General features: G+C 70.8%; 14 protein-coding genes. 9 read left to right on the plus strand and 5 right to left on the minus strand.

Going from position 1 to position 15,566, the window contains the following annotated elements; genetic code table 11:
* Positions 1-12 precede the first annotated feature (12 nt).
* Both HAV39_RS20735 and HAV39_RS20740 read left to right on the plus strand, forming a co-directional pair.
* Entirely contained in the window at positions 13-765 is a 753-nt protein-coding gene (locus tag HAV39_RS20735) for a class I SAM-dependent methyltransferase (RefSeq protein WP_120317004.1), read from the plus strand.
* A 1-nt stretch (position 766) separates the two neighbouring features.
* Positions 767-1,750 carry a glycoside hydrolase family 26 protein gene (locus tag HAV39_RS20740; RefSeq protein WP_191840840.1) on the plus strand — a complete coding sequence of 328 codons (984 nt, stop codon included), beginning with the start codon at positions 767-769 and terminating at the stop codon, positions 1,748-1,750.
* A 10-nt stretch (positions 1,751-1,760) separates the two neighbouring features.
* On the opposite strand, the gene HAV39_RS20745 is transcribed toward HAV39_RS20740, so the two are convergent.
* A complete protein-coding gene (locus HAV39_RS20745) occupies positions 1,761-2,567 on the minus strand; it encodes a WecB/TagA/CpsF family glycosyltransferase (RefSeq protein ID WP_191840841.1) in 807 nt (268 codons plus the stop codon).
* Between the two features lie 88 nt (positions 2,568-2,655).
* On the opposite strand from HAV39_RS20745, the gene HAV39_RS20750 reads away from it, so the two are divergent.
* The 6 genes from HAV39_RS20750 to HAV39_RS20775 all read left to right on the plus strand — a co-directional run bounded on the left by HAV39_RS20750 (position 2,656) and on the right by HAV39_RS20775 (position 8,916).
* Positions 2,656-3,618 carry a sulfotransferase gene (locus HAV39_RS20750; RefSeq protein ID WP_191840842.1) on the plus strand — a complete coding sequence of 321 codons (963 nt, stop codon included), beginning with the start codon at positions 2,656-2,658 and terminating at the stop codon, positions 3,616-3,618.
* Entirely contained in the window at positions 3,615-4,691 is a 1,077-nt protein-coding gene (locus HAV39_RS20755; RefSeq protein WP_239120431.1) for a glycosyltransferase family 2 protein, read from the plus strand. Before HAV39_RS20750 ends, HAV39_RS20755 begins: the two co-directional genes overlap by 4 nt.
* Before the next feature lie 138 nt (positions 4,692-4,829).
* Positions 4,830-5,585, plus strand: coding sequence for a DeoR/GlpR family DNA-binding transcription regulator (locus tag HAV39_RS20760; RefSeq protein WP_120317008.1), 756 nt, complete (start codon positions 4,830-4,832; stop codon positions 5,583-5,585).
* The gene (galT, locus tag HAV39_RS20765; RefSeq protein ID WP_191840843.1) at positions 5,582-6,610 is read left to right on the plus strand and encodes a galactose-1-phosphate uridylyltransferase; all 1,029 of its coding nucleotides are present in this window, start codon (positions 5,582-5,584) and stop codon (positions 6,608-6,610) included. The genes HAV39_RS20760 and galT overlap by 4 nt, the downstream gene beginning before the upstream one ends.
* 10 nt (positions 6,611-6,620) lie before the next feature.
* Positions 6,621-7,484: an alpha/beta fold hydrolase gene (locus HAV39_RS20770; RefSeq protein WP_191840844.1), complete on the plus strand. Its 864-nt coding sequence runs from the start codon at positions 6,621-6,623 to the stop codon at positions 7,482-7,484.
* A 136-nt stretch (positions 7,485-7,620) separates the two neighbouring features.
* Positions 7,621-8,916, plus strand: coding sequence for a CysS/YqeB C-terminal domain-containing protein (locus HAV39_RS20775; protein WP_191840845.1), 1,296 nt, complete (start codon positions 7,621-7,623; stop codon positions 8,914-8,916).
* A 171-nt stretch (positions 8,917-9,087) separates the two neighbouring features.
* On the opposite strand, the gene HAV39_RS20780 is transcribed toward HAV39_RS20775, so the two are convergent.
* The 4 genes from HAV39_RS20780 to HAV39_RS20795 form a co-directional block, all read right to left on the minus strand.
* Positions 9,088-10,305: an NADP-dependent isocitrate dehydrogenase gene (locus tag HAV39_RS20780; RefSeq protein ID WP_191840846.1), complete on the minus strand. Its 1,218-nt coding sequence runs from the start codon at positions 10,303-10,305 to the stop codon at positions 9,088-9,090.
* Between the two features lie 229 nt (positions 10,306-10,534).
* Entirely contained in the window at positions 10,535-11,209 is a 675-nt protein-coding gene (locus HAV39_RS20785; protein WP_191840847.1) for a uracil-DNA glycosylase, read from the minus strand.
* Between the two features lie 108 nt (positions 11,210-11,317).
* Complete coding sequence (gene mdh / locus HAV39_RS20790; protein ID WP_191840848.1) at positions 11,318-12,268, minus strand: malate dehydrogenase; 951 nt, start codon at positions 12,266-12,268, stop codon at positions 11,318-11,320.
* Positions 12,269-12,392: 124 nt separating this feature from the next.
* Positions 12,393-13,256 (minus strand): bifunctional methylenetetrahydrofolate dehydrogenase/methenyltetrahydrofolate cyclohydrolase, encoded by an 864-nt coding sequence (locus HAV39_RS20795; RefSeq protein ID WP_191840849.1) that lies wholly within the window; start codon positions 13,254-13,256, stop codon positions 12,393-12,395.
* Positions 13,257-13,852: 596 nt separating this feature from the next.
* Between HAV39_RS20795 and HAV39_RS20800 the strand changes: the two genes are divergently transcribed.
* Complete coding sequence (locus HAV39_RS20800) at positions 13,853-15,481, plus strand: peptide ABC transporter substrate-binding protein (protein ID WP_120317031.1); 1,629 nt, start codon at positions 13,853-13,855, stop codon at positions 15,479-15,481.
* Positions 15,482-15,566: the final 85 nt, after the last annotated feature.

A 15,566-nucleotide genomic window follows, 5' to 3' on the forward strand; every position in this document is an offset into this window, starting at 1 on the left:
AACACGAACCGCATGCGCGCCGACTACACCGAGATCTTCCAGGACGAGGCGACGGTCGAGAAGTACGAGCACGTCGTATACGCCCCGGACAGCTACGCCTCGGCGATAAATCGGCGCCAACGCGCCTACCTGCGCCGACTCGCCAAACGGGCGTTCCCCTACCGCCGCCCGGTGCAGCACGACTTCGCCTGCGGCACCGGCCGGGCCATCCGGATCCTGCACGGCCTGGTCCGCGGCGCGCACGGCTACGACACGTCGGCGGCGATGCTGGCCAAGGCCGAGGAGGTCGGCGCGTACGCCGAACTGCACCACGTGGCCGCCGAGGGGGAGGTGCCCGACCCCGCGCCGACCGAGGTCCCGGCCCTGGTCACCATCTTCCGGCTGCTGCTCAACGTGGACAACGACGTGCGCGAGCGGGCCATCGCGTTCTCCGCGAAGGTGCTGCCCAACTACGACGCGGGCCTGCTCGTGGTGGAGAACCACGGCAACCGGCACTCGCTGCGCCACCTGCGCCACGCCCGGCACACCGGCTCGCCCTGGTTCGCCGAACTCGACCACACCGAGGTCGCCGAACTGCTCGACCGGCACGGCTTCACCATCGTCGAGCAGCGCGGCTTCGCCCTGTTCACGCAGGGCTGGTACGGCAGGCGCGGGCTGCGCACGCTGGCCCGGCTCGTCGACGACTTCGTCGCCCGCACCGGCTGGGGCGGCACCTGGGCCGTGAACGTGCTGTACGTCGCCCGCCGCACCCGGCCCGTCGACTGACATGGTCCGCCTGCTGCGGATCCTGACCGGGGTGGCCGCCGTCGCCACGCTCGCCACGTGCGGCTCCCCTCCCCCGGCGGACCGCGGCATCGCGGTGTCCCCGCCGCCCGGCTCCCCCGTCGCGCCCGCCGCGGCGGGCGGGCCGGTCGCCGCTCCCGCGACCGGCGCGCTGCTGGGCGCCTGGGTCCGCCCCGACAGCCTCACCCAGGCCGGGCGGATCACCGGTGTCGCCGAGTTCGAGCAGGAGCTGGGGCGGCGGCTCGACGTCGTCAACACGTACCGCCGCCTGCGCGAGGAGTTCGGCACCAGCTCGGACCGGACGTTCCTGGAGTCCGGGGCGACGCTGATGTTCAGCTGGACCGGCGGGCCGAGCGCCGAGGTGGTCCTGGGCGACCACGACGACGAGATCCGCGAGCACGCCCGCCAGGCACGCGACCTGGACGTGCCGGTGCTGCTGCGGCTGCGCTGGGAGATGGACCGGCCGAACCTGCTCGCCGAGGTCGGCTCGCCCGAGGAGTACGTCGCCGCATGGCGGCACACCCGCGCCCTGTTCGCGGCCGAGGGCGCCGACAACGTGTCCTGGGTGTGGTGCCCCACCGAGGAGGGCTTCGCGGCGGGCCGTGCCCAGGACTTCTACCCCGGCGACGACCAGGTCGACTGGACCTGCGTCGACGCGTACGCCGGCTCCGAGCTGATCCCCCTGGGCAGGCTGCTGGAACCGTTCCTGCGCTGGGCCGCCGCCCGCCCGCACCCCATCATGATCGGCGAGTACGGCGTCTCCCGCGCCTGGACCGCCGCCCAGCGCGCCGCCTGGCTGCGCGACGCCACCACCGTCTTCCGCCGCAACACCCAGATCAAGGCGGTCCTCTACTTCGAGTCCAACCCCGACAACCGCACCCCGGCCGGCGAGTTCGCGCTCCGCCCCGACCCCGCCCCCCTCGCCGCCTTCCGCACCACCGCCCACGACCCCCACTTCCGCCGCTGACGGCCCCGCCTCACCTGCGGCGGAGGGCGGCGCCTGCCAGCAGGCGGGCGGCGTACGGGAGGTCGTGGACGAGGTAGCGGCCCGCGAGGCGGCCGGGTTCCTGGGCCAGGCGGTGGGCCCATTCGAGACCGCTGCGCTGCATCCAGATCGGGGCGCGGTGCAGTTCGCCGGCGACGAAGCCGATGGCCGCGCCGCAGCCGATGAACCAGGTGAAGGGCAGCTCGGCGCGCAGGTCGGAGATGACGCGCTCCTGCTTGGGGAAGCCCAGGCCGACGAAGACGAAGTCGGGTTTGGCCTCGATGACGTCGGTGTACACCTGCGCACACTGGTCCGGGTCCAGGTCGAAGCCGAACGGCGGGGCGACCTGGCCGGCGATGCGCAGCCCGGGGCAGCCGGCAGCCAGCACGGACGCGGCCTTGACCGCGCCGTCGGTGCCGGTCTCGTCCGGAGGCGTGCCGCCGAGCAGGTACACCGAGCGGCCGGCGCGGCCGAGGGCGGCGGACAGGCTCCAGATGAGACCGGAGCCGGTCACCCGTTCGGGTAGCGGGGTCCGGGACAGCTTGCTGGCCCAGACCAGTGGCATGCCGTCGGCGACGACCATGGTCGCGTCCTCGAGGAAGCCGCGGATCTCGGCGGCGCGCGCACTGCGGCCGGAGGCCAGCCGCATGATGTCGACGTTCGGGGTGAGGATGCGGCCCCCGTCGCCGCGCTCGAGGGCGGCGATCACTCTTTCGGCTACCGCCTCCTCGGTGACGGCGTCGAACCAGGTGCCGGCGAGGTGGACCTTCCGTCCATAAATTGTCCCCGTAAAAGCCATGAATTCAGACAATACAGACCAATAACTCCGTTCGGTCGTTATACCGCACGGGGCGCGTCGCGGACCGGCACGCCGCAGTGGGGGATGTATGACGACCAGGGTTCTATTCGTCGGTGGGCTCGGCCGCAGCGGCACGACCCTGATCGAGCGCGTGCTCGGCGAGCTGCCCGGCGTGTGCGCCCTGGGCGAGATCGTCCACCTATGGCAGCGGGATCTGCGCGACGACGAGCGCTGCGGCTGCGGTGAGCGGTTCAGCGGCTGCGACTTCTGGCAGCGGGTCGGCGTCGCGGCCTTCGGCGGCTGGCACCGGGTGGACGTGCACCGCATCCTGGCGCTGCGTGACCTGGTCGAGCGCACCCGGCACATCCCCCGGCTGGCCGGGTCGAGCCGACTGGCCAAGGACTTCACCGCGCTGGTCACCGAGTACGCCGACTACTACGGGCGGATCTACGCCGCGGCCGCCGAGGTGTCCGGGGCACGTATCGTGATCGACTCGTCCAAGCACAGCGCGCTGGCGCACTGCCTGCGCTGGTCGGACGCGGTGGACCTGCGGGTGCTGCACGTGGTGCGCGACGCCCGCGGGGTGGCCTACTCGTGGACCAAGACGGTCGCCCGCCCGGAGACCGACGGCGCCGAGGAGATGACGCGCTACGCCCCCACCCGCAGCGCACTGCTGTGGAACGCGCACAACGCCGCCTTCGGGCTGCTGCGCCGGCGCGGCATCGCCGTGCGCCGGGTGCGCTACGAGGAGTTCCTGGCCCGGCCCCGCAACAGCGTGCAGCGCATCGCCGCGTTCATGGGGCTGGACCCGTCCGTGATGGACCTGGGCTTCGTCTCCGACGACGCCGTCGAGCTGTCCCAAGGCCACAGCGCCGCGGGCAACCCGATGCGGTTCACGGTCGGGCGCATCGAGTTGCGCCGCGACGACGCCTGGCGCCGGCAGCTGCCGCCGCGCCAGCGCGCCCTGGTCGGGGCCGTGTGCGCGCCGCTGCTGCGGGCGTACGGCTACCCGCTGAGCAGCACCGCTGAGATCGTGGGAGCGCACCGATGAAGCACAAGGTCAACACCGGCAGGTTCGACGGCACCCGCGGCGCCCGGCCGGTCGCCGCGGGCAGCATGACGGCAGGCCAGCCGGCGGCAGGCGGCACGCGAGCAGCCCGGCCGGCGGCAGGCGGCGTGGCCGTGGACACCACCTCGGCGGAGCGCCGCGAGTGGCCGGCGGTCGGCGTGGTCATCCCCACCCGCAACCGCCCGGAGCTGCTGCGCAAGGCCCTCGACGCGGTACGCGCGCAGGACTACCCCGGCCCGCTGCGGGTCATCGTGGTATTCGACCAGGCCGAGCCCGACCTGCAGCTGGCCACCGCCGACCACCGGCCGGTGCTGGTGCTGGCCAACTGGCGGCAGGTGGGCCTGGCCGGGGCCCGCAACACGGGCATCTCGGCGCTGGACACCGAGCTGGTGGCGTTCTGCGACGACGACGACGTCTGGCACCCGAGCAAGCTGCGCCGCCAGGTCGACGCCCTGGTGCGCACACCGGACGCGGAGTTCGCGACGTGTGCGATCGAGGTGGAGTTCGAGGGTGTCGGGCACCCGCGGCTGGCCGGCACCGACGCGGTGACCGTCGAGCACCTGGCCCGCTCCCGGATGTCGATGCTGCACTCGTCGGGTTTCCTGGCCCGGCGCGAGGCGCTGCTGGAGTCCGGCGTCATCGGCCCGGTCTCCGAGGACGCCCCCGGCAGCCAGAACGAGGACTGGGACCTGCTGCTGCGGGCCGCCCGCCGGCACCCGATCGTGCACGTCGACGAGCCGCTGGTGCGGGTGCTCTGGGGCCGCAGCAGCTTCTACACGTACGAGTACTCCACCAAGATCTCTTCGCTGCGCTGGATGATGGCCCGCCACCCGGAGATCTCCGGCTGCCGGCCGGGCGCGGCCCGGGTCTACGGCCAGCTGGCCTGCTGGTCGGCGGCGGCCGGGGACAAGCGGCAGGCCTGGCGCTGGACCCGCGAGACGGTTCGCAACAACTGGCGCGAGCCGCGCGCCGCGATCGCGCTGGCGGCCCTCACCGGGGCGGTCAAGGTCGAGACGGTGCTGACCGCGCTGCACCGGCGCGGGCACGGCATCTGAACGCGTTCGCACACTCACACCTGCACCGATCACCACGTTCCACCGTTGCCCGTGCGCGTCCGCGTACGATACGGTGTTGAACCTTGTTGGATTTCGGTGACTTAGGCTCCCCCGGGAGCCGGCAGGTGAGGAGACGGGATGCTCGCCCCGCAACGCCAGCAGGCGATCCTCGCCCAGGTGCGCCGCTCCGGCGGGGTGCGCGTGGCCGACCTCGTCGCCGAACTCGGCGTATCCGACATGACCATCCGCCGCGACCTCGAAGTGCTCGCCGAGCGCGGCCTCGTCGTCAAGGTGCACGGCGGGGCGACCGCGCCCCCCTCCGGCGTGGCCGACGAGCCCGGCTTCGCGGCGAAAGCAGAACGCCAGCGCACGGAGAAGGCCAAGCTCGCCGAGGCCGCCGCCGCCCACGTGGCCCCCGGCAGCGCCATCGCGCTCTCCGCGGGCACCACCACGGTGCGGCTGGCCCAGCGCCTGGTCGAGATCCCCGGGCTGACCGTGGTGACCAACTCCATCCCGGTCGCCGACGTCTTCTACCGCTCGGGCCGCCCCGACCAGACCGTGGTGCTCACCGGCGGCACCCGCACCCCGTCCGACGCGCTGGTCGGCCCGATCGCCGTCGCCTCGCTGCGCGACCTGCACGTCGACCAGCTGTTCCTGGGGGTGCACGGGCTCAGTGTCGAGGCCGGGCTGACCACGCCGAACCTGCTCGAAGCCGAGACCAACCGGGCCCTGATCGCGGCCACCCGCCGCCTGGTCGTGCTCGCCGACCACACCAAGTGGGAGACGCTCGGCATCGCGTCGATCGTCCCGCTCAGCGCCGTCGACCTGCTCATCACCGACGCCGAACCGCCGGTGGACGTCACCGAGCTCACCGTTGTGGAGATCACCCCATGAAACGCACCAGCACCACGATGGCCGACGGCCGTGAACTGATCTACTTCGACGAGCACGACGACGCCGTACGCGCGATGGTCGACGACCGCGAGCTGCCCCCGCCGCCCGCGCCGGCCGAGTTGCGCTTCGACCCGCTCACCGAGGACTGGGTCGCCGTCGCCGCGCACCGGCAGACCCGCACCTTCCTGCCGCCCACCGAGGAGTGCCCGCTCTGCCCGACGAAGGGCGCGTTCCTGACCGAGGTGCCCGCCGACGACTACGACGTGGTCGTGTTCGAGAACCGGTTCCCGTCGTTCTCCGGCGACGCCGGGCGCTGCGAGGTCGTCGTCTTCTCGCCGCAGCACGACGCGTCGTTCAAGGACCTGCCCGTGTCGCGGGTGCGCACCGTGCTGCGCGCGATGGCCGACCGCACCGCCGACCTGTCCGCCCAGCCGGGCGTCGAGCAGGTGTTCTGCTTCGAGAACCGGGGCGTCGAGATCGGCGTGACGCTGCACCACCCGCACGGGCAGATCTACGCGTACCCGTACGTCACCCCGGTGACCCGCCGCTACCTGGAGGCGGCGCGCCGGTTCCAGGACTCCCACGGCGGCAACCTCTACGCCGACCTGCTGGCCCGTGAGCGGGCGGACGGCTCGCGGGTCGTCGCGTCGAACGAGCTGTGGACCGCGTTCGTGCCGTACGCGGCCCGCTGGCCGTACGAGATCCACCTCGCCCCGCACCGGCAGGTCCCCGACCTGGCCGCGCTCACCGAGGCGGAGCTGGACGCGTGCGCGCCGCTCTGGTCGGAGCTCACCCAGCGGCTCGACGGGCTGTTCGACGTGGCCATGCCGTACATCGCCGGCTGGCACCAGGCCCCCGTGCACGCCGACCGCGACCTCGGCTACCTGCACCTGCGCCTGATCAGCTCCCGGCGCGCGCCGGGCAAGCTGAAGTACCTGGCCGGGTCGGAGTCGGCGATGGGCGCGTGGGTCAACGACATCGCGCCGGAGCAGGCGGCTGCTGCGCTCAGGGCGGTTTCCCTCTAAGTTCGTACATGTGAACGACACCAAGGTCCGCGAAGTCGAGGTCGAGGTCGAACCCGGCGTCCGGCTCCGCCTGCGCCACCGCGCCGCGACCGGACGCGGTGCCTCAGCAGCCGAGCCGACGCCGTTCCTGCTGGTCCACGGGTTGTCGTCGAACGCCAGGCTGTGGGACGAGGTGGCCGCCGCACTGGCCACGGCCGGGCATCCGAGCTGGGCGGTGGACCTGCGCGCGCACGGCGAGTCCGCCGCGCCGGAGTCCGGATACGACACCGGCACCGCCGCCGCCGACCTGGCCGCCGTCATCACCGTGCTGGGCCTGCGCAAACCGGTGGTGGCGGGCCAGTCGTGGGGCGGCAACGTGGTGGTCCGGCTGGCCGCCAAGCACCCCGAACTGCCCGGCGCGCTCGGGCTGGTCGACGGCGGCTGGATCGACCTGCACGCCGCCTTCCCCGACTGGCAGACCTGCGAGCGGGCACTGCGCCCGCAGGACATCGACGGCAGGCCCGCCGCCGCCATGCGGCAGTGGCTGGCCTCGGCCCACCCCGACTGGTCGGACACGGCCCGGGAGGCGACGCTGGCGAACATGCGGATCCGCGCCGACGGCACCGTGGCGCGGCGCCTGAGCATCCCGCACCACCTGGAGATCCTCCGCTCGATGTGGGACGGGCCGCCCGGCCCCGACCTGCCGCTGGTCGCCGTGCCCGCGCTGCTGCTGCCCGCACTGGGCCCGCAGGACGAACGCGCCGACACGGTGCGCCGGGCCGCGGCGGCGCTGCCCGACGCGACCGTGCGCTGGTATCCCGGCGCCGACCACGACCTGCACGCCCAGCACCCGGACAGCATCGCCGCCGACCTGCTCACCCTGGCCGCCCGATGACCCGCCGCGATCGCGGCAGACCCGCTCACCATGACCGGTCGGCGACGCATCCGGGTGGGCGCCACCCCACCCACCTGGCGACCCGGCGATCGACGCGGCTCCCGGCCAACCCCCGCGACCGGCGCAAGGAGGCGACGTGACGAAACTGCTCGTGGTCATGGGGTCCGGCGAGACCACCCCCACCATGATCAAGCCGCACCGGCAGTTCTTCGACGCGCTGCGCGGGCAAGCGCGGGCGGCCCTGCTGGACACGCCGTACGGGTTCCAGCTCAACGCGGACGAGATCAGCGCACGCGCGGTGGGCTACTTCGCGCAGAGCGTCGGGCGTGCCGTGGACGTGGTCTCCTGGCGCCGCACCCCCGCGCCCGGCCTCGACCGCGAACGCGCGCTGGCCGCCCTGCGCGGCGCGAACTGGATCTTCGCGGGGCCGGGCTCGCCGACGTACGCCCTGCGCCAGTGGCGCGACACCGAGCTGCCGTCCCTGCTCGTCCAGGCCGAGGTGCTCGTCTTCGCCAGCGCCGCCGCGCTCACCCTCGGCTCGCACACCATCCCCGTGTACGAGATCTACAAGGCTGGCGCCGACCCGCGCTGGGAGCCCGGCCTGAACCTGTTCGAGCAGCTCACCGGCGTGCCGGCGGTGGTCATCCCGCACTACGACAACGCCGAGGGCGGGCACCACGACACCCGCTTCTGCTACCTCGGCGAACCCCGCCTGGCCCACCTGGAACGCGAACTCCCCGACGGCACGGTGATCATCGGCGTCGACGAGCACACCGCCCTGGTCTGCGACCTCGACGCCCGCACCGCCACCGTCCTCGGCAACGGCACCGTCACCCTCCGCCACCGCGGCCGCAGCACCTCCTACCCCTCCGGCACCGTCCTCCCCCTCCCCACCGAAGAAAGGAAGGGCACCTTCTTAACGGAATACGTAGCGGAAGGGCACCTTCTTAACGCCGACGGCGCAGCGGGCGAGGCTGCGGCAGGCAGCGGCGACGGCGGCGGGCCCGAGGGCCGGGCGGGCGGCGGGCTCGCGGCCCGGCGGGGCGCGGCCACGCTGCGGGAGGCGGCCGACGAGGCCGAGGCGCTGTTCTCCACGGCGCTGGCCGAGCGGGATGCGGACGGCTGCGTCGCGGCGGTGCTGGAACTGGAGCAGGCGATCACCGACTGGGGCGCGGACACGCTCACCTCGGACTCCGGCGAGCACGCGCACGGCCTGCTCCGCGGCATGATCGTGCGGCTCGGCGCGCTCGCCGGCACCGCTGACCCGACACCCCTGCTCACGCCGCTGGTGCAGGCGTTGATCGGGATCCGGGAGAAGGCTCGCGAGCAGCGCGACTGGGCGGCCGCCGACCACGTACGCGACGCGCTGGCCGCCGCCTCCGTCGAGTTGCGCGACACCCCGGACGGCCCCGTCTGGCTCCGCACCCCCTAGCCGGCACGGCGCCGGACGGCCACGGCCGGGTGCGCGTGGCGCGCAAAAACAGTGCCGACCCGCGGACTGCGGGTCGGCACTGTTTGGGAAGGGACTTTCAGGCGGGATTCTTCTGCTGTTTCACCTGGTCAAACGATCGCAGGCAAGGCAGGAGACGGCTCCCGGCGAAAATCAGGCACCGAGGCGGCGGGCCAGGTTGGTGTCGAGGGTGTTCATGAACTCCTCGGTGGTCTGCCACGGCGCGTCGCGCGAGATCAGCAGCGCGAGGTCCTTGGTCATCGCGCCGCCCTCGACGGTCTCGATGATGACCTGCTCCAGCGTGTCGGCGAAGTTGGTGACCGCCGGGGTGCCGTCCAGCTTGCCGCGGTGCGCGAGGCCACGGGTCCAGGCGAAGATCGACGCGATCGGGTTGGTCGACGTCTTCTCGCCCTTCTGCCACTGGCGGTAGTGCCGGGTGACGGTGCCGTGCGCGGCCTCGGCCTCGACGGTCTTGCCGTCGGGCGTCATCAGCACGGAGGTCATCAGGCCGAGCGAGCCGAAGCCCTGCGCCACGGTGTCGGACTGCACGTCACCGTCGTAGTTCTTGCAGGCCCAGACGAAGCCGCCCTCCCACTTCATGGCCGCGGCGACCATGTCGTCGATGAGGCGGTGCTCGTAGGAGATGCCGGCGGCCTCGAAGTCGGCCTTGAACTCGTTCTCGAAGACCTCGGCGAAGATGTCCTTGAACCGGCCGTCGTACGCCTTGAGAATGGTGTTCTTGGTCGACAGGTAGACCGGGTAGTTGCGGTCCAGGCCGTACCGCAGCGAGGCGCGCGCGAAGTCGCGGATCGACTCGTCGAAGTTGTACATGCCCATGGCGACGCCGCCGTCGGGGAAGTCGGCGACGGTCAGCTCCATCGGCTCCGAGCCGTCGGCCGGCTGGTACGTGATGGTGACCTTGCCCGGGCCGGGGACCACGAAGTCGGTGGCCTTGTACTGGTCGCCGTGGGCGTGACGGCCGATGACGATCGGCTTGGTCCAGCCCGGCACCAGGCGCGGCACGTTGCTCATGATGATCGGCTCGCGGAACACGACGCCGCCGAGGATGTTGCGGATGGTGCCGTTCGGCGACTTCCACATCTTCTTCAGGCCGAACTCCGCGACGCGGGCCTCGTCCGGGGTGATGGTGGCGCACTTGACGCCCACGCCGTGCCGCTTGATGGCGTTCGCGGAGTCGATCGTCACCTGGTCGTCGGTGGCGTCGCGGTGCTCCATGCCCAGGTCGTAGTACTCCAGCTCCACGTCGAGGTAGGGCAGGATCAGCTGCTCCCGGATCTGCTTCCAGATGATCCGGGTCATCTCGTCGCCGTCGAGCTCGACGACCGGGTTGTTTACCTTGATCTTCGCCATCGCGAGGGCGCTCCTTAAAACCTTCGGCGTCCGGCGCGGAAGGCCGGGCGGCGGTCTCGTTTAGCAGTACGAGCGTACTGCCAGATGGAGCTGCCGCAACCGCCAGGGTGCCGTGCCCCTTGTCACGGCCCTCGGATGACAAACGAAGATCGCTGTTTCGGGTCAGAAACTGCGCCGGGGACTGCAGTTCTCGACCGGAAACAGCGATCTTGTAGCCGAACGGGCGCGGTCAGCTCCAGGTGATCTCGCCGCGGCCGGCTTCCTGGAGGGCGGCCTTGATCTGCGAGAAGGGCTTGCTGCCCAGGAACCCCTTCGGGTTCATCGGGCTCGGGTGCCCGGCCTCCAGCACGACGTGCTGCGGGTTGCGCACCAGGACGGCCTTCTTGCGGGCGTAGGACCCCCACAGCACGAAGACCACGCGGTACGGCGAGTCGTTCACGGCCTTGATCGCGGCGTCGGTGAACGCCTCCCAGCCCTGGTTGGCGTGGCTGTTCGGGGTGCCCGAGCGCACGGTGAGCACCGCGTTGAGCATCAGCACGCCCTGGGCGGCCCAGCCGGTGAGGTCGCCGTTGCGCGGCGGCTCGACGCCCAGGTCGTCCTTGAGCTCCTTGTACACGTTGCGCAGGCTGGGTGGCACGGTCACGCCGGGGCGGACGCTGAAGCTCAGGCCGTGCGCCTGGCCGGGCTTGAAGTAGGGGTCCTGCCCCAGGATGAGCACCCGGGTGTGCGCGGGCGAGGTCAGCCGGAACGCCGTGAACAGGTCCTCCTGCGGCGGGAAGACCGGACCGGCGGCGTATTCGGCCTCCACGAAGGAGGACAGCTTCGCCGTGGCGTCGAGGTCCAGGTGCGGCTTCATCACGTCGCGCCACTCAGCGGGCAGCAGTTCGAGCAGGTCCAATGCCATGCCGGACACCTTAACGCCCACATCCGACACCCGCGCGCGCAAGCCCGCACGCGTCAAGAAGGGCACCTTCTACATCGCATGGCGAGGTGAAGGTGCCCTTCTTCTGGCTCAGAGGCCGGCTACGTCGGCCTGCTTGGCGCGGACGGCCTCGGCTGCCTCGTTGAGGCCGGCGAGCTCCGACTCGGTGAGGTCGGTGATGACGACCCTGCGGGCGCCGGTGGCGCCGATCTCGGCCTCGACGCCCAGGTAGACGCCGGAGATGCCGTACTCGCCGTCGACCCACGCGCAGACCGGCATGACCTCGCCGGAGTCCTCCGCCACGGCCTTGGCCATGCGGGCGGCGGCGGCCGACGGGGCGTAGTACGCCGAGCCGGTCTTCAGCAGCGCCACGACCTCGGCGCCGCCGTTGCGGGTGCGGGTGACCAGCTCCTCGATCTTGTCAGCGGGCAGCAGGTCGGACAGCGGCTTGCCGTCGACGGTGCAGCGCGAGGGCACCGGCACCATGGTGTCGCCGTGCGAGCCCAGGGTCAGCGTCTTCACCGAGCCGACCGGAACGTTCAGCTCCTCGGCCACGAAGTGCGTGAAGCGGGCGGTGTCCAGCATGCCGGCCTGGCCGATGACCCGGTTCTTCGGGAACTGGGTGGCGATCTGGGCCAGCGCGGTCATCTCGTCGAGCGGGTTGGACACCACGATGACGACGGCATTGGGCGCGTGCTTGGCGACCTGCTCGGCCACCCCGCGGACGATCTTGGCGTTGACACCGAGCAGGTCCATGCGGCTCATGCCGGGCTTGCGCGGCAGGCCGGCGGTGATCACGACGATGTCGGAGCCGGCGATGGCCTCGTAGCCCGAGCCGTCGACACCCGTGGTGGCCCCGACGACCTTGGTCTCGAAGCCCTCGATGGAGCGGGACTGGTTGAGGTCCAGGGCGAGACCCTCGGGCTTGCCCTCGATGATGTCGGTCAGCACGACGGTCTCGAAGACGTCGTACTCGGCGAGGCGCTGCGCGGTGGTCGAGCCGTAGAAACCGGCGCCGACGACGGTGACCTTCTTGCCCATTGGCACATACTCCCTGCTGGCGGATGTCTGGTGGTAACCAGCACAGCCCTGTGACGAAGGTGTAACGATCCGCACCATAGTCCGCACCGTCTATCGACGGCCTGTCGGGTGCGGCCGATGTGGGCTAGAGCGCGGACTCGGCCTTCTCGACCACGTTGGTCAGCAGCATGGCGCGGGTCATCGGCCCTACCCCGCCCGGGTTCGGCGACACGAACCCGGCCACGTCGAAGACGCCCGCATGCACGTCACCGACGATGTGTTTCTTCCCGTCCGGGCCCTCCACCCGCGACACGCCGACGTCGAGCACGGCCGCGCCGGGGCGGACCAGGTCCGCGGTGATGATGCCGGGCACCCCCGCCGCGGCCACCACGATGTCGGCCCGCCGGGTGTGCGCGGCCAGGTCCTTGGTGCCGGTATGGCAGAGGGTCACCGTGGCGTTCTCGGTGCGCCGGGTGAGCAGCAGGCCCAGCGGGCGGCCCACGGTGACGCCGCGGCCGACGACGCAGACCTCGGCGCCCGAGATCGGCACGTGGTGTCGGCGCAGCAGCTCGACGATGCCGCGCGGGGTGCACGGCAACGGTGCGGGCACGCCCAGCACCAGCCGGCCGAGATTGATCGGGTGCAGCCCGTCGGCGTCCTTCTCCGGGTCGATCAGCTCCAGCACCCGCTGCTCGTCCAAACCCTTGGGCAGTGGCAACTGGACGATGTAGCCGGTGCACGCGGGGTCGGCGTTCAGCTCGGCGACGGCACGCTCCACATCGGCCTGGCTCGCGTCGGCGGGCAGGTCATGGCGCAGCGAGGCGATGCCGACCTCGGCGCAGTCGCGGTGCTTGCCGTTGACGTACCACCGCGAGCCGGGGTCGTCGCCGACCAGCACCGTGCCCAGACCCGGGGTGATGCCGCGGGCGTGCAGCGCGGCCACCCGCGTCCGCAGATCCGCCTTGATCGCCGCCGCGGTCTCGGTGCCGTTGAGGATCGTCGCCGTCATGCCGTCGATCCTGCCATCCCCGCTTCGATCACCCGAAACCAGGACATCCGTTGCCGACCGTCCGGCTCGCGGCCCGAGCGGACCGTTCATGATCGACCGACTTGCCGGGCAATGGGGCGTATGCGCCGTGGCGATACGCCCGTTTGCCAGGCAAATTCGAGGATCATGACGCGCTGGGGGCTAGCGGCTGCGATGACCGCCGTCGATCATTTGGCCCCTTAGCTGCGCAACTAACTGTGGGTAACAGTGGGATAGATCACCGCGTGGCCTTGGTTGCAGGATCTTCCAGCATCCGGGACGCCATAACGGGTTAAATCGGGCTGCCGACCGTCCCACTATGTGACCGGCGACTATTGCCCTGGTCACGTTCCGAATCGGGCATACTGACTTAGTTCCGCTCATATGGCAGGCGGCTCTCTAATACCAGAATCTGGACGCGATCCGCAAGTACTCCACCCGTAGACTGTTGCGAATCTGCAACTCGTGGGTTTGGTGCCAAGCCCGGCTTCGTCCTACCTTTGCCGGACGTTGCACTGCGTGACAACGGCTGGTCAGCCTGCCGTTGTGAGGTGTGACGTAGGAGATGAGGAGGCTCAATGCAGGTCCGTAGGCTCGCAGCCTGGGCTGCTCTCCCGCTCGCTGTCACTCTGGGCCTGTCGGCCTGTGGCAAGAGCGGTGGCAGCGACTCGGGTGGCGCCAACCCCAATGGTGTGGTTTCCATCGGCATCGCCGAACCGAAGCACCTGATCCCGTCCAACACCTCGGAGACCAGTGGCTCCCAGGTGCTGGCGGCGCTGTTCGCCCCCCTGGTGGACTTCGACGAGGCCAACAAGCCCTTCGAGGTGGCCGCGCAGGAGATCAGCACCACCGACAACAAGACCTGGACGATCAAGCTGAAGGACGGCTGGACGTTCCACAACGGCGAGCCGGTCACCGCCGACAGCTACATCAACGCCTGGAACTACGCGGCCTACGGCCCGAACGCCCAGGACAACAACTACTTCTTCGACAAGGTCGAGGGTTACAAGGACCTCAACCCCGCCGACGCGAAGGCCACCCCCACGGCGACCACCCTCACCGGTCTCAAGAAGGTCGACGACAAGACCTTCACCGTGACCCTGAGCGCGCCGTTCAGCGAGTTCAAGTCGCAGCTGGGCTACACCGCGTACTACCCCCTGCCGAACTCCGCGTTCGAGAGCGTCACCGCCTCGCCGCTGGTGATCGCCAAGGCTTACGAGGACGCCCCCGTCGGCAACGGCCCGTTCAAGATCAAGGGCACCTGGCAGCACGACGCCCAGGTCGAGGTCGAGAAGTTCGACGGCTTCGCCGGCACCAAGCCGAGCATCGGCGGCGCCCTGTTCAAGATCTACCAGAACAGCGACGCCGAGTACGCCGACCTCCAGGCCAACAACCTGGACGTGGTGAAGCAGATCCCGACCGCCGCGCTGTCCACGGCGCAGGGCGACCTGGGTGACCGCTACCAGACGAGCCCGGCGTCGACGCTGCAGGTGCTCGCGTTCCCGACCTTCGACAAGCGCTTCGCCAAGCCGGAGGTCCGCAAGGCCATCTCCATGGCGATCGACCGCGAGGAGATCGCGAACAAGGTCTTCCAGGGTTCGCAGAAGGCCGCCTACTCCTTCGTCTCCCCGGTCGTCGCGGGTTACCGCGACAAGACCTGTGGTGCGGCGTGCGAGTTCAACGCGACCGAGGCCAAGAAGCTCTACACGGAGAACGACGGCCCGAAGTCGATCAACATCACGTACAACGCCGACGGTGGCCACCAGGAGTGGGTCGACGCGACCTGCAACCAGCTCAAGGCCAACCTGGGCGTCGAGTGCGTGGGCACCCCCGAGGCCAAGTTCGCCGACCTGCTGACCAAGGCCAAGGCGAAGAAGGAAATCGGCATGTTCCGCATGGGCTGGGTCATGGACTACCCGTCCATGGAGAACTACCTCGGCCCGCTGTACTCCACCGGTGGTTCCTCGAACTACTACGGCTACAGCAACCCCACCTTCGACAACCTGCTGAAGGAGGGTTCGGCGGCGCCGACCCAGGAAGAGGCGATCAAGAAGTACCAGCAGGCCGAGGACATCCTCGCCCAGGAGATGCCGGTCCTTCCGCTGCGCTTCGGCCAGAACGTCTTCGGTTCCTCGACCAAGGTCAAGGACGTTCACATCGACCTGTTCAACCGGGTCGACCTCAACAAGATCCAGATTGTCAGCTGAAGTCTGACGGTCGACTGACGGTGGTGGTGCCGGTCCCCTGGGCCGGCACCACCACCGCGCCCTGACCCCTCGCCCCCGGCGATCC

The organism is Catellatospora chokoriensis (genome assembly GCF_011297315.1).
GTDB lineage: Bacteria > Actinomycetota > Actinomycetes > Mycobacteriales > Micromonosporaceae > Catellatospora > Catellatospora citrea.

What these genes read in the sequence shown, in the direction of transcription:
- HAV39_RS20735 (WP_120317004.1), top strand. Translation starts at nt 13, where the DNA reads ATGCGCGCCGACTACACCGAGATCTTCCAGGACGAGGCGACGGTCGAG.
- HAV39_RS20740 (WP_191840840.1), top strand. Translation starts at nt 767, where the DNA reads ATGGTCCGCCTGCTGCGGATCCTGACCGGGGTGGCCGCCGTCGCCACG.
- HAV39_RS20745 (WP_191840841.1), bottom strand. Translation starts at nt 2,567, where the DNA reads ATGGCTTTTACGGGGACAATTTATGGACGGAAGGTCCACCTCGCCGGC.
- HAV39_RS20750 (WP_191840842.1), top strand. Translation starts at nt 2,656, where the DNA reads ATGACGACCAGGGTTCTATTCGTCGGTGGGCTCGGCCGCAGCGGCACG.
- HAV39_RS20755 (WP_239120431.1), top strand. Translation starts at nt 3,615, where the DNA reads ATGAAGCACAAGGTCAACACCGGCAGGTTCGACGGCACCCGCGGCGCC.
- HAV39_RS20760 (WP_120317008.1), top strand. Translation starts at nt 4,830, where the DNA reads ATGCTCGCCCCGCAACGCCAGCAGGCGATCCTCGCCCAGGTGCGCCGC.
- galT (WP_191840843.1), top strand. Translation starts at nt 5,582, where the DNA reads ATGAAACGCACCAGCACCACGATGGCCGACGGCCGTGAACTGATCTAC.
- HAV39_RS20780 (WP_191840846.1), bottom strand. Translation starts at nt 10,305, where the DNA reads ATGGCGAAGATCAAGGTAAACAACCCGGTCGTCGAGCTCGACGGCGAC.
- HAV39_RS20785 (WP_191840847.1), bottom strand. Translation starts at nt 11,209, where the DNA reads ATGGCATTGGACCTGCTCGAACTGCTGCCCGCTGAGTGGCGCGACGTG.
- mdh (WP_191840848.1), bottom strand. Translation starts at nt 12,268, where the DNA reads ATGGGCAAGAAGGTCACCGTCGTCGGCGCCGGTTTCTACGGCTCGACC.
- HAV39_RS20795 (WP_191840849.1), bottom strand. Translation starts at nt 13,256, where the DNA reads ATGACGGCGACGATCCTCAACGGCACCGAGACCGCGGCGGCGATCAAG.
- HAV39_RS20800 (WP_120317031.1), top strand. Translation starts at nt 13,853, where the DNA reads ATGCAGGTCCGTAGGCTCGCAGCCTGGGCTGCTCTCCCGCTCGCTGTC.